The sequence below is a fragment of the Moorena producens 3L genome (assembly GCF_000211815.1).
Classification (GTDB): Bacteria; Cyanobacteriota; Cyanobacteriia; order Cyanobacteriales; family Coleofasciculaceae; genus Moorena; species Moorena producens.
The window spans coordinates 44,947-58,137 of the sequence record NZ_GL890946.1 but is presented as its reverse complement, the minus strand read 5'-3'; the positions used below and the strand labels follow the sequence as shown (position 1 = coordinate 58,137).

Here is a 13,191-nt window from a genome sequence, read left to right as displayed (position 1 = left end):
TCAGGGAAAAGGCTTGCACCCAAAAGGCTTGCCTACAATAATTATTGAGTGTTGAACTTTGAGTTCTGCACCCTGGTACTAGGGAGTTTTAGTGATCGATAAAGTATAAGGATGCTGTTCACCATTGCGATCGCCGACGTAGAATGAGTAGCTGCCTTGCTCCCAATACCCGATTTTAACAATATTCCCCCCAGATAAATTATCGGCCTGTGTACATGAGGTACCATTTGGCTCCTGAATTAATAGAGTGGGCTGGCCTTGGCTTTCTAGGTTGAAGCGCAAGTAGGTAAAATCTTGGTTCAAATTAATGACATGATTGGGCTGGGTACTAATCATACCGCATTGGCTCTTATTTGATCCTCCAGAGTTTCCAGTAACTACGATGGGATCAGGCTGGAATCCAGGCTCAAGGTTGATGGTTTCGGCGTTGGCGACACCAGCGCTACTTAAGCTTACAGCTATGGTGATCGGAACAATCATCCACTGTGGGAATAGTTTAGTCATTGTCATCCCCTAAAGTCTTGTGATCTATTACTAATACACTTGTCCTAGATTACTTGACTATCTAGAATTAAATTTGTTTCGGGTAAGCTATCAGCTATCAGTTATCAGCTATCAGCTATCAGCTATCAGCTATCAGCTATCAGTTATCAGCTATAAGCTATAAGCTATAAGCTATCAGTTATCAGCTATCAGCTATCAGTTATCAGTCAAAGGCTGACGGCTGACGGCTGACGGCTGACGGCACCTCAAGTAGCTTGCGCGTAGCGCATATGCTTACTCTAGTCCCATTAACCCCAAGGGCGGGGTACCTCACCCAATTGAAAACTGCTATATAATAATGAGGCTGATTTCATAGCGGATCAGTGCTCTCGCCGGTATTCAACCGGTTGAGTCTGGACGTACTTATATATAGTCATCAGGTGTTTGCCCCAAAAAATGGTATGAAGCAAAATCTGCGATAATCTCGCCCTTATTTGCTTACTGATCCTTGAAATCAGTGTTCACAGTCATTAAAAAGCCAAAAATCGCAGCCTGAGTATTAAATATGGCTAGCCCCACTCTAAAAACAGGTCAACACCGAGAAGGTAGCTGGTATTTTCCGCTGCGACTGAACTTGGTTCTGCCACTGGTGACTAGGCGTTGCGTGGCAGCGCTTTTGGAAGTATCGCTGGTAACTACTAGTGCATTGCTCCCTTACGGGATTGGTTTGTATGCAGAAAAATACTCGAAGGCAGAACCGGTTCCCCTTAACCCAGTTTTGGGGGCAACCCAGAATGCGATCGCAAAAACTCTAGCTTACCCCCGCCTACAACTAACCAAGCGAGTCACTCCCCTGACCAATTTTTTTTGGTGTGCTTCGTTAGTGATGCCAGTAGGAGTAACCCTATGGCAACTTTATCTGCTGGGAAAAACTGGTCAAACTACTCCCAAAGGTTGGTTTGGAGTGCGAGTGGTTACCGCTTCGGGAAAACCCCCTGGTTTGATCGGTGCGGTGTGGCGTGAGGCAGTGGGACGCTGGGGATTACCACTCGGAAGTGCTTATTTACTCTGGCGCTACACTGGAGCGTTTCCTGACTTGTTAATTTTGTTGGGATTGGCAGGATTGATGCTATTGGCAGAGAGTTTTTGTTCTGTATTAAATCCTCAACATCGCAGCCTCCACGACTACATAGCCGGAACTTATGTCTCGGATTCCTCTCGGTTGCTCTTACCGTACTGGTCAAGTTTTGAATCCTCCCCAACACCCGAGTATGAAGAGGTTGAGCTAGAGGAGGAAACTGATGGGCAATGGTCTAATCACCAGGAAGCTACCTCGGGTTACCGTAGCGCAACAGTTAATCCCATTACCCTGATCTCATTATCGCAACAGCACTCCCCCAATCTTTGGTTGTGGATGCGCCGACATCCCGGTCTTACTCTGCTAATTGTTACCTTTGGCGGGATGGGTTCTGTACTGGGCACGTTTGTGGGAACCCAAATCTATATTCAAAGTCAGGCCAATTGGCGAGCGTTCAATCAGCAGAAAAATGAGGTCTTTCTGACCTTAGTGAAACAATTAAGCTCTACTGATAGCACTGCTCAAGAAAAACGTTTGGGATCAATTCTGGCTCTAGGTAGGATAGACGACCATCGTGCTGTACCGTTTCTGGTGGATTTGCTGGGTCAGGAAAATACCCCTAGCTTGATTGATACCCTCCAACAAACTTTGGTCAGTAAAGGTGTTCAACCCCTTCCCCATCTACGAATATTGAATCAATCTTTGGCAAACGACCAGAAAACCCTAACCAGGGAAGGTAAACCAGGGGTTGGGGGAGTGCTAGCGGTGCGGCACCGAGCAACTAAGCAAGCTATCTCGAAAATTCTGACTATCTACGACGGTCAAGTGCATAATGCTAACCTGAGCTATATTAACCTCAGTAAGGTTAATCAGGGTTATGGCTATTTTAATCCAATTCTGGACAACCTGAATTTGTCGGGCATTAATTTCCGCTACGCTAATTTGTCCGGTGCTAATTTGCAGGGTAGTCGCTTCTATGGCCCTGGTGAGGATCAACATTTTGGCACTTTTGATGATTGGGTCAGCGACTTCAGCGGAGCTGATCTGAGGGCAGTTAACCTCACTGGTGCTATTCTCGATAATGTCTTGATGAATCGCACCAATTTAATCGGGGCAACCCTGAACCGAGCTAGATTTTATAACAGCAGCCTGATCGGTGCCAATCTCAGCAGTGCCCAGTTGATTAATGCTGATTTCCGTAGAGCTATCTTAGAAAATGCTAGCCTGACAGGAGCCAATTTGGGGGAAGCAAAATTCAGTCTCTCTAGTCTCCATGGTGCTCGTTTGGGCAAAGTTAGTGCTGTGAGGAGTGATTTCTCTTCTGCTGATTTAAGTCAATCAAGCTGGCAAGGAGCGAATCTTTCTAGGGCAAATTTGAGTAATGCTAATCTCAAAAATGTTGATTTCAATTCAACCCAATTGGTAGGGGCTAATTTACGCAATGCTAAGCTGTACAATGCTAAGCTACGTTACGCTAATCTCAGTGCTGCGGATTTGCGAGGGGCTAATTTAGCTGGAGCAGATTTTAAGGGAGTTACCTTTGCTATGGCTAAACAGACTAAGGCTAATCAATTTATTACTTTGCCTCCACCTAAATCGAATTTAGCCCGGATCAAGGGGGTTGATTTTGCTAATGTTAAAAATTTAGATGAGCAGCAACTTCGATATATTTGTACCTATGGTGGACTTCATCCTCGATGTTTGTGACACTCTTTTAGAGTAGGGAACAGGGAACAGGGAATCGGGAATCGGGAATCGGGAGTCGGGAATCGGGAATCGGGAGTAGGGAGTAGGGAGTAGGGAGTAGGGAGTAGGGAGTAGGGAATCGGGAGTAGGGAATCGGGAGTCGGGGTAAGCTATCAGCTATCAGCTATCAGTAACGGGCAAGATGCCCGTTCCACCCACCGGGTCAAAAAGCTTTTAGGAGATGCACCCAACAAGGAAGAAACAAGTGGTAATAAACAAGTGGGAAAAAATCAAGTAGGCTAAAGTTTTTAACAAGAGAAAAAATTAGCGATGCTCGGTAAGATCCGCTACGCGATGCTCGGTAAGATCCGCTACGCGATCGCATAAATTCAAAAGTTACTGAGTCGATTCACTATCTTCGAGTTGACTTCAGTTTAAAACCCGCTTAACCACCATAGTTATTGCTTAATTGATTGCGTTTGATGTCAAGTTAACTATCAACAGTAAAAAAAACAAACATCAACCTGTATATTAGGTTTGTATAGCGTTTTTCATAGCTATGAGGTATATTCAATTTTATTACCTCTGTTCCCTGTTCCCTATTCCCTGTTGCCTTTGCTATATTAGTTTCACCGCAGCAATTAAGCTAAGATAAGCGAGAAAGCAGCCATCATTAGAATTAGGTATTGAGGAGTTGAGGAAATGGGTAATGCTATTGGTTTATTGTCCACACTAGGAACGCTAGTGCTGGTGAGTCTGGCTAGTTTAATGATTAAGTCGCAACCAGCATTTGCTCAAGCTGCCTACGGAAGTTATGTGGGAATCGGTCCTACGTTTGGTATTACAAAGGATGATGATGGAGAAGGTCAGCAAATTGGTGGATTAATTGCGTTTCGCTACAAATTCCTAGAAATCCCCATTTCCTTCCGGACACAAGCCCTGATTGGTGCTGGCACTGCTATTGTGCCAACAATTTCCTACGATTTCCCCCTTAACTGGCAAACCGATGCTTACGTGGGAGCAGGGGCTGTATTTGCTAGCGGTCACTCTCCCTCACCAGTAGGAGATAAGACAAGTTTTGCTATACAACCTGGTATTGATTTTATGATTCCTAATAGCCAAACGGTTTTGTTTGGTAATGCGATTATTGCTTTTGATGCCTATCGGGAGGGTGGCGGCGTGGCTGCCTCTGTTCAAGGTGGATTTGGTTTAAGATTTTAGTTTGAATCGTCGGGAGTCGGGAGTCGGGAGTCGGGAGTCGGGAGTCGGGAGTCGGGAGTCGGGAATATTTGCTCAGAAATGTTGAATCGAGTAGTAAACGATTACCAACATGGCTGATGTCTGTCTATCGTTGTTGTCAACACAGACATTCTTCCCCCTGTTCCCAGATCCGCTGTTCCCTATTCCCTATTCCAAAGTTCAACAAGTCTGCTTTTTACTTCAATTCAAAATAGCCCCGTCCGGTATAGTTTCTTGTTTCATTGTCCAAAATTGGCTCAGTACATGAATTTGCTTTAATCCCACAATTAAATTCAAACCAGGTATGAAAATCCACCACACTACCAGAGGTTCTGTGAGTCCTTCTTGTCGATACAGTTGGTTAACTGTGCGGTAAAGCCTGAACTGCACAATGTAAATCCAAACGATACCGACCAGGGAAAACCAACCAAACCACCCAGGCACATCGGGATCTAATATCCATAAGGCTTGTGGAACGGCGACACCTAAAAGGAACGGTAGTAAACACAGGTTACCGGACCAACCAGAATTGTTATAGTCTCGCAACTCTTCCTGAATGATCCACTTGTACCAACCGTAATACAGCGTTAATGTGGCTACGGATAGCAGCATCACTTTTACCAGAGGACGGGGTTTCCCAAGAGGTTGGTCAGACATAAGGCAAAACTATTGGATCGGAACATCACTCTGTATTTTAAAATCCCTTAACGTAAGCATTCAGCTATCAGCCTAAGCGCTACGCGCACGCTACGCGAACAGCTATCAGCTATCAGCCTAAGCGCTACGCGCACGCTACGCGAACAGCTATCAGCTATCAGCTATTAGCGAACAGCGATTAGCGCTACGCGCACGCTACGCGAACAGCTATCAGCTATCAGCTAATGCACTACAGATGGTGCACTACAGATGGTGCTATCAGCCATTCGCGTAGCGTGGCCTTGGCCTTTGGCCACGCTACGCGAATGGCCAAGGCTTGTGGCTGACGGCTGACGGCTGACGGCTGAATGCTTACCCCTTAACAAAAATTAATACAATTTAAGGTAGAATGACTAAACGTTGGACTGAGGCAGAGTAAGAACAAACACCATGGTGAAAGCACAAATTGGGATTATTGGCGGTAGCGGACTTTACAAAATGGCTGCTCTCAAAGATGTGCAGGAGGTACCCATTGACACCCCCTTTGGTCCTCCGTCCGATGCGATGATGGTGGGAACCTTAGAAGGAACTACTGTAGCTTTCCTAGCTCGTCATGGTCGCAATCATCATTTGATGCCTTCGGAGTTACCCTTCCGAGCCAATATCTATGCCATGAAGCAGTTAGGCGTAGAGTATATCATCTCTGCCTCAGCAGTGGGTTCTCTCCAGGAAGAGGTCAAACCCTTGGATATGCTGGTACCGGATCAGTTTATTGACCGCACCAAGAATCGGGTTTCCACCTTTTTCGGGGACGGGATTGTGGCTCATATTGGGTTTGGACACCCGGTGTGCAACCAACTGGCGGGAATTTTAGTGGATGCGATCGCAAGTTTGGAATTACCAGAGGTGACTGTACATAACGGTGGCACTTATCTGTGCATGGAAGGGCCAGCATTTTCCACCATGGCCGAATCTAATCTCTACCGCAGTTGGGGCGCAAAAGTAATTGGCATGACCAATTTGCCAGAGGCCAAGTTAGCACGGGAGGCCGAAATTGCCTATGCTACCCTAGCCCTAGTCACCGATTATGATTGCTGGCATCCAGAGCATGACCATGTCACGGTGGATATGATAATTGATAATCTACAGCGCAATGCGATTAATGCTCAGAAGGTGATTCAAGAGACAGTGCGCCGGTTAGTTGATAATCCACCCGTTTCTAAAGCCCACTCTGCCTTAAAGTATGCTATTTTCACTCCCTTAGATCAGGCTCCAGAAGCAACTAAGGAGAAGTTGGAGTTGATATTGCGGAAGTATTTGTAAAATCGCCAAGAGCTAAAGGTGGCGCTGGATATATATAGCAATTCTCTTTCCCATGAGGTACAAAGGGATCCCCCTAAATCCCCCTTTTTAAGGGGGACTTTGAGGTTGATAAGTGTACCTGATACATGCAATAAACGCTATATATAGCGTTTCTATCAAGGAAGCAGGGACTGAGGCCGTGGGCCACGCTACGCGAAGGGAACAGGGAAAAGTAGGAAAGAGCTTGGATAATTTTTTCCCACTCCCTCGGTGCGCTTGACCCGTAATTAAATTCGCCACGGGTCGCACCGCTCCCGATTCCCGATTCCCGATTCCCGATTCCCGACTCCCGATTCCCGACTCCCGATTCCCGATTCCCGATTCCCTAAAAACCAAATAATTAACACCTCACCCCAATAATAATTGCTATTAAAAATGAGGAATGATCTACAGCAATCCCTAACTCGAAGTTATATAGACCCCTCGAATCTGAGTATTTTCCAAAGAATTCTGTTAACGACAGATGGCACAGTAACCGATATGTTGGAAGCCTATCTGTTTGAACAGATTCGTCTAGTTAAGTTGTCGGAAGAATTGGTGACAACAACTGATGATATAGAGCCAATGGAATTAGATAAAGGAAGCTCAGTACTTGATAGAAAAATACTGTTACAGGGGAAAATAAGTCGTAAAAATTATATCTATGCTGAGTCAATAATTGTTATTGATCGCCTAGATGATTACTTTCAAAAAGATTTACTTAAAACTAAAACCCCTATCGGCAAAATCTGGCGAGAGCAGAGATTCGAGACCTTTAAAGAAATTGTGGATACTGGAAAAAAGCCAGCTAACCAATTAGCTGATTATTTCCAGATTGAACCGGAAGCAAATTTACTGTTTCGTACCTATTGCGTCTTTTCTAATCGCCAATCGGTGATGATGATTAGTGAACATTTTCCTGAAAGTTATTTTTTGAATAGACTATAGGGAGTAGGGAGTCGGGAGTCGGGAGTCGGGAGCAGGGAGTCGGGAGGGTGGGAAGTGTGGGGAGGGTGGGGAGCTTGATTAACTCTTGCCTTTTGCCTTTTGCCTCTTGCCTTTTGCCTTTTGCCTTTTGCCTTTTGCCTTTTCCTAAGGGATTCTGTTCACAACTCAAATGGAAATTCTAAATGAAACTAACTGGACAGCAATATCAACAATTAACGAATGCTTTACTTGATGCTTTCCCATTAAAAATAAGACTTGCTGAATTAGTTGAATATAAATTCAGCAAAAATCTAGATTCTATTGCGATGGGAGATGACTTAAAAGAAATTGTATTTAAGTTAATTAAAGCTGCTCAAGCAGAAGGATGGGTTGATAAATTAATTGCAGGTGCCCGTGAATCGAATCCAGGTAACCCAGCGTTATTCGCCTTTGCCCAGGAGTTTAATATTGCGATTGCTATGCCGCAACCGCTATTAGCAAAAGGTCGATTAGAAAGACTGATTAAGAAAACTAATTCTTTTTTAGATGTAAATCAGTGGCGGGAAAAGTTAGGTCAAATTGAAGGGCAAGTCTGTCGTGTAGAAGTTACGAATAAGGATAATAGTCTGGAATTTGGGACAGGTTTTCTGATTGCTCCCAATGTGGTTATTACTAATTACCATGTGGTGGAATCGGTAATTTTAAAACAAGCAACGTCTAGTAATGTTATCCTGCGTTTTGACTACAAGCAGTTAGGGGATGGTAAAGTTATCAATCCTGGTAAGGAGTATCGCTTAGTAGAGGATGACTGGCTAATTGATCAAAGTCCTTATACCAACAATCCATTACCAACCCCTGAGCAATTGGATTATGCCTTGCTGAGAGTAGATGGAGTTCCTGGGGAAGAACCGATTGGGAAAAATCCCGATCCCAATTCTCCAAAGCGCCAGTGGATTGAGTTACCCCAACAGCCATATTATCAGTTTGTGCCCAATACTCCACTGTTTATTGTGCAGCATCCCCAGGCCGAACCCTTAAAATTGGCCTTTGACACCGAGGCTATTATTACTATTAACGAGAATGGTACAACGGTTAAGTATAAAACCAATACCGAACCCGGTTCCTCTGGTTCTCCATGTTTTGATATTAACTGGAATTTAGTAGCCCTGCATCATAGTGGTGACCCAAGCTGGAATCCTAGTTATAACGCTGGCAGTCCTTTCAGTGCTATTTGTGAGCGGTTAGAGAAGCAAGGGTTATTGACAGATTTACTTAAAGGTGAAGCAATGTGGTGAATGGTTGTCTGTAAGCTATCAGCATTCAGCTATCAGCATTCAGCTATCAGCATTCAGCTGATGCGCTACGCGCTGCATCGCTACTTGAGGTGCTTTTGAATACAACAGGTAAGCATTTGTTTAATCTGAGTTAACTCCCAGGGTCGAAGCCTGTGCCACGGCTGACCGCTGACCCCTGACCGCACCTCAAGTAGCGTGCGCGTAGCGCATATGCTTACGGTTGTCTGAACCTGTAAACCACCACCAGGTTGCCAAATGCCAGGAAATCAAGGAAAATTTACGGAACTCGGTCTAATCATAGTATAGATACTTAATTAGAGTCAGAATATCAAGTTCTATTTTTCACAGGTATTGAAGTAACCATCAATGAATGCTGGACATACCCCTGGTTATCTACTCGCGCAAATAGAGTCAGCACTGTGTAGTGCTTTCCCTAGTAAAACTAAATTAGAAATGATGCTAGGACATCAATTAAATACAAATCTGGAAGAGGTTGCTAGTGGTGGCAATTTGAAGGAAATTGTTTACAAAGTAGTACAAGATTTTAAGAGTAGCAATAAGAGTTTAGCAAAATTAATTAATAAAGCTCTTCAAGAAAATCCATATAATCCTGACTTAAAGGCAATCAAGGAAAAATTTAAAGTTACGACTAGTTTAGTCAATATCTTGCTTCCTTTAGAAAACAACTTGATGAAGCAAATGCAACAGGCTTATAGAGGTTGTTGTGCTGATAACTTATTAGATGATTCGGCAGAGGAAATCCCTGAAAGTTTAGAGGAAATTCTAGAGAGTTTAGATAAAATACCTCAATACTACAATGATCAGGAAATACCTATTATACAATTTGGCGCTCGTTTATTAGAAACTGAAGATATTCCCAACCCAATTGGTGTTCAACTAAAGCAATGGTTATACGAAAATGCCAAGCATGATTTGAGCCCTGGGACGGGGAGGACTGGGAAAAAATCCTGTCAAACCACCCATATCCTCCACCTCTCGGACCTCCACATCACCACCCCTAAGCAAGCTACCCTTTGGTCAAACCAACTCGCCCAAGACCTCAGCTACGAACTTCAAATCCCTGACCTTGATGCTCTGATCCTATCGGGTGATATCGCTAATTATTCCACTCCAGAAGAATACCAGGCTGCACAACAGTTTCTCGACAACCTCGGCAAAGACTTCCCCCTAGACCCAGAGAAAATTGTTATAGTTCCGGGTAACCATGACCTCAATTGGGAACTAGCAAAGCGGGGTTATCAGTTATTGGATCTCGAAGACTACGATGGTAAACCCAAAGAGGGTCACTACATCGAAGAGAGTCCAAATGTAATTCGAGTCCGAGATGAAGCCAAATACCAACAACGGTTTGCTCACTTCAGCCAATTCTATCAAGCTATCAAAGGTCAACCCTATCCCCTCGACTATGACCAGCAAGCCATTATCGACCATTTCCCAGAGCAAAACTTGCTGATCCTAGGACTAAACTCCGCTTGGGAACTGGATCATCACTTCAAAACCCGTGCTAGCATCAAATCCGGTGCTCTGGCCAACGCCCTGACCAAGATTCGCCGTAACCCAGACTACCGCAACTGCCCCTTGAAAATAGCGGTTTGGCACCATCCCCTCAATAGTGACGGAAGCGATCGCATTATTGACAAAGGCTTCATCGAACAACTGGCCGTTGCTGGATTTCGCTTGTTCCTCCACGGACACATCCATAAAGCCGAAACCAGTCTTTTCCGTTACGACCTCAGCCCAGGTGGACGGAAACTCGACCAAATTTGTGCTGGTACCTTTGGCGCACCGACCTTTGAACTACGATCTGCTTATCCCTGGCAATATAATCTACTGACATTTGAAGGTAATCAGCTCACTGTCCACACTCGCCGTCGCGAAGAACCCAATGGTGCTTGGAAACCTGATTCACGGTGGAGTCAGGGCGCGGGAAAAAATTCTTTGGATTATTATCGTATTGAGTTGTAATCAATTTTTGGCAAATCTATCCCTTAAACTATTGAAGTAACCGTAAATGAATGCTGGACATACCCCTGGTTATCTCCTCGAAAAGATAAACGAAGCACTGTGTAGTGCTTTCCCTGATCAAGGGAAATTAGAAATGATGGTGCTTTATAAATTAAATATAAAGCTGAACAAGGTTGCTAGTGGTGAAAATTTAAAGCAAATCGTTCACAGTTTCCTAACTTATTGTGATGCTCACAATAAGTTAGGAAACTTACTTGATGGAGCACTTAACGAAAATCCAGGTAATTATGAATTAAAACAGCTCTATTCCGAAGAATTTAAAATTCCGCCTAGTTTACTTTCCATATTATTTCCTTTACCAAACAATATTATCGAAGCAATGCAACAGGCTTATCAAGCTTGTTGTCCTAATAACTTATGGGATGATTGGGAAGATGAACTCCCTGACAGTTTCTATGAAATTCTAAAAAACTTGGATGATATACCTCAAGCAACTAATGATGAAAAACGTATTGTCAAATTTGTAGCTCGTTTATTAGAAACTGGAGATATTCCCAAGCCAATTGGTGATCAACTCAAGCAATGGTTAGAAAAAAATGCCAAGAGCTATTCTGATTTATTATCTCAGACTAGCAGTCACTCTCAAAATGATCAGCAACAAAATGTTGCACAACCTTATCTGCTTGTCAAGCTGGATTCCAGTAAGCAATATCACCAACAACGTCAACCTAATTATTTAGTCTCAGCTTGGTTCATTGCTGACCTAAGTAATTATGATTATTCACAAAAGAAAAAGGCTATTTTGTTAGGGACTCCACCAGCTCATGGAGAATCTGAAGGAAATGTCTTCTCTCTTAAAGATTTAGAAACTTTAATGGAGTTTTTTCTAACGCGGCAAATTTACAAAGACTATTCCTATGATCCAATTATTGTATTTTTATTGCCTGATCAACTATTGAACCATGATTTTGAAAGCATTAAGATTAAAATTAGGTTTTCTGAACGTACTATTGGTAGCAAGTATTACGTATATATTCGATCGCTGGAACGTTTTAAACATTTTTTTAAAGATATTCATCATAATCCTGAAGAAAAATATGACAAGCCTTACAACACACAATGCATCGAAAACTGGAAACTACTAAACTCTAGTTGTGAAATTCAATGCCATGATTTTTTTGTTGATGTTAGTAATTTTAATAATTACAATAAATTGCTTGCTGATTTAGAACAAAGAAGAAGTAAAAAAAAAGCTATAGCATTAAAATTAAATACCCCCCCATGTGTTAATATAATAAAAGTAATTAACGAGAGTGCAATCCCAGTTGCTTTATGGCTGAGAAAGAATGATTTTAAAACTATAAATTGTCAAGAGGAACTCGATAAAATACTCAATTGTAAAATAAATCAGCTTCCCGAAAAGGTAAAACAACAACGTTTAGACGCTTTTGGCGAAGGGAATCAACAAGAACATATTGGACACCATCTTGCTCTTTTGTGGGAAGACCCCGATCTACTACCACCCCAGATTGACTATACAACGCTATGAGTAATAAATCTTGGAAAATCTTTCGCGGAACTCCCGAACAACCCCACAATGGCATTGAACGCCTTCCTGATCCTCCTAGCTGGCGGAAATTTGACAAAAAAGAACGGGGTACAACCTATCAGACTAGGCCAGAGGAAATAGAGTTAGTCAATGCAGCGTTGTATCTGCGTCGTCCTTTATTAGTAACGGGAAAGCCAGGCACAGGAAAAACATCTTTGGCCTATGCAGTTGCTCAAGAGTTACAATTAGGAGAAGTGTTACGCTGGAATATTACCACTCGCTCCCATTTACAGCAAGGACTTTATAGTTATGATGCCATTGGTAGATTACAAGATGCTAAAGGCAGCAGCAAGGATAATTTAGGGGAAATTGGTAAGTATATTCAATTGGGTCCCTTGGGAACAGCGTTACTTCCCTCAAATTATCCCAGGGTATTATTAATTGATGAAATGGATAAAAGCGATATTGATTTACCCAATGATTTATTGACTATTTTTGAGGAAGGAGAATTTGAAATCCCGGAATTAACACGAATCAGTGACCAGTTTCCAGACATTGTTGTCAAAACCTGGGATAATCAAATTACAACCATATCCAACGGAAAGGTCACCTGTCAAGTCTTTCCCTTTGTAGTTCTGACCAGTAACGGAGAGAGGGAATTTCCCCCGGCTTTTTTACGACGCTGTTTACGATTAGATTTACGGGAACCAACTCCCGAGGAATTAGAAGCAATTGTCAAAGCTCATTTAGGGGATACTCTTAAACAAGCAGAAAAGATTATTGAAAAATTTCTCAAGCGACGGGATAAAGGAGACTTGGCTACAGACCAATTGCTCAATGCCATTTATCTGTTAACTAACACAGTTAATACAGAGGATTCTCCCATGGGTGACTCTCAAGAAGAAGACAAAGACCATAAAAAAGCAAGGTTAATTGACCGATTACTCCAGTACCTCAGTAGTACCTAAGGG

At 43.0% G+C, this 13,191-nt stretch carries 12 protein-coding genes; 8 read left to right on the top strand and 4 right to left on the bottom strand.

Annotated elements, in window-relative coordinates; all coding sequences use genetic code 11:
- Positions 1 to 78: 78 nt before the first annotated feature.
- The gene (locus LYNGBM3L_RS22555; protein ID WP_009149154.1) at positions 79 to 504 is read right to left on the bottom strand and encodes a hypothetical protein; all 426 of its coding nucleotides are present in this window, start codon (positions 502 to 504) and stop codon (positions 79 to 81) included.
- Between the two features lie 544 nt (positions 505 to 1,048).
- Here LYNGBM3L_RS22555 and LYNGBM3L_RS22550 point away from each other — a divergent pair.
- Together LYNGBM3L_RS22550 and LYNGBM3L_RS22545 are read left to right on the top strand one after the other, a co-directional pair.
- Positions 1,049 to 3,268 (top strand): pentapeptide repeat-containing protein, encoded by a 2,220-nt coding sequence (locus LYNGBM3L_RS22550; protein ID WP_009149153.1) that lies wholly within the window; start codon positions 1,049 to 1,051, stop codon positions 3,266 to 3,268.
- Between the two features lie 681 nt (positions 3,269 to 3,949).
- Complete coding sequence (locus LYNGBM3L_RS22545) at positions 3,950 to 4,468, top strand: hypothetical protein (RefSeq protein ID WP_009149152.1); 519 nt, start codon at positions 3,950 to 3,952, stop codon at positions 4,466 to 4,468.
- Positions 4,469 to 4,687: 219 nt separating this feature from the next.
- On the opposite strand, the gene LYNGBM3L_RS22540 is transcribed toward LYNGBM3L_RS22545, so the two are convergent.
- Positions 4,688 to 5,143, bottom strand: a complete 456-nt coding sequence (locus LYNGBM3L_RS22540) for a hypothetical protein (protein WP_009149151.1) — start codon at positions 5,141 to 5,143, stop codon at positions 4,688 to 4,690.
- Positions 5,144 to 5,364: 221 nt separating this feature from the next.
- Positions 5,365 to 5,508, bottom strand: coding sequence for a hypothetical protein (locus LYNGBM3L_RS44105; RefSeq protein WP_154659880.1), 144 nt, complete (start codon positions 5,506 to 5,508; stop codon positions 5,365 to 5,367).
- A gap of 64 nt (positions 5,509 to 5,572) precedes the next feature.
- Here LYNGBM3L_RS44105 and LYNGBM3L_RS22535 point away from each other — a divergent pair, with 64 nt between their 5' ends.
- Together LYNGBM3L_RS22535 and LYNGBM3L_RS22530 are read left to right on the top strand one after the other, a co-directional pair.
- The gene (locus LYNGBM3L_RS22535; protein ID WP_009149150.1) at positions 5,573 to 6,445 is read left to right on the top strand and encodes an S-methyl-5'-thioadenosine phosphorylase; all 873 of its coding nucleotides are present in this window, start codon (positions 5,573 to 5,575) and stop codon (positions 6,443 to 6,445) included.
- Between the two features lie 414 nt (positions 6,446 to 6,859).
- Positions 6,860 to 7,411 (top strand): chorismate--pyruvate lyase family protein, encoded by a 552-nt coding sequence (locus LYNGBM3L_RS22530; RefSeq protein ID WP_009149143.1) that lies wholly within the window; start codon positions 6,860 to 6,862, stop codon positions 7,409 to 7,411.
- On the opposite strand, the gene LYNGBM3L_RS41490 is transcribed toward LYNGBM3L_RS22530, so the two are convergent.
- A complete protein-coding gene (locus tag LYNGBM3L_RS41490) occupies positions 7,368 to 7,580 on the bottom strand; it encodes a hypothetical protein (RefSeq protein ID WP_131826887.1) in 213 nt (70 codons plus the stop codon). The genes LYNGBM3L_RS22530 and LYNGBM3L_RS41490 overlap by 44 nt on opposite strands.
- Before the next feature lie 13 nt (positions 7,581 to 7,593).
- Here LYNGBM3L_RS41490 and LYNGBM3L_RS22525 point away from each other — a divergent pair, with 13 nt between their 5' ends.
- The 4 genes from LYNGBM3L_RS22525 to LYNGBM3L_RS22510 all read left to right on the top strand — a co-directional run bounded on the left by LYNGBM3L_RS22525 (position 7,594) and on the right by LYNGBM3L_RS22510 (position 13,188).
- Positions 7,594 to 8,685 carry an effector-associated domain EAD1-containing protein gene (locus LYNGBM3L_RS22525; protein ID WP_009149141.1) on the top strand — a complete coding sequence of 364 codons (1,092 nt, stop codon included), beginning with the start codon at positions 7,594 to 7,596 and terminating at the stop codon, positions 8,683 to 8,685.
- Between the two features lie 366 nt (positions 8,686 to 9,051).
- Positions 9,052 to 10,671, top strand: coding sequence for an effector-associated domain EAD1-containing protein (locus LYNGBM3L_RS22520; RefSeq protein WP_009149140.1), 1,620 nt, complete (start codon positions 9,052 to 9,054; stop codon positions 10,669 to 10,671).
- A gap of 46 nt (positions 10,672 to 10,717) precedes the next feature.
- The gene (locus LYNGBM3L_RS22515; RefSeq protein WP_009149139.1) at positions 10,718 to 12,220 is read left to right on the top strand and encodes a VMAP-C domain-containing protein; all 1,503 of its coding nucleotides are present in this window, start codon (positions 10,718 to 10,720) and stop codon (positions 12,218 to 12,220) included.
- Positions 12,217 to 13,188: an AAA family ATPase gene (locus tag LYNGBM3L_RS22510; RefSeq protein WP_009149138.1), complete on the top strand. Its 972-nt coding sequence runs from the start codon at positions 12,217 to 12,219 to the stop codon at positions 13,186 to 13,188. The genes LYNGBM3L_RS22515 and LYNGBM3L_RS22510 overlap by 4 nt, the downstream gene beginning before the upstream one ends.
- The last annotated feature ends 3 nt before the right edge of the window (positions 13,189 to 13,191 follow it).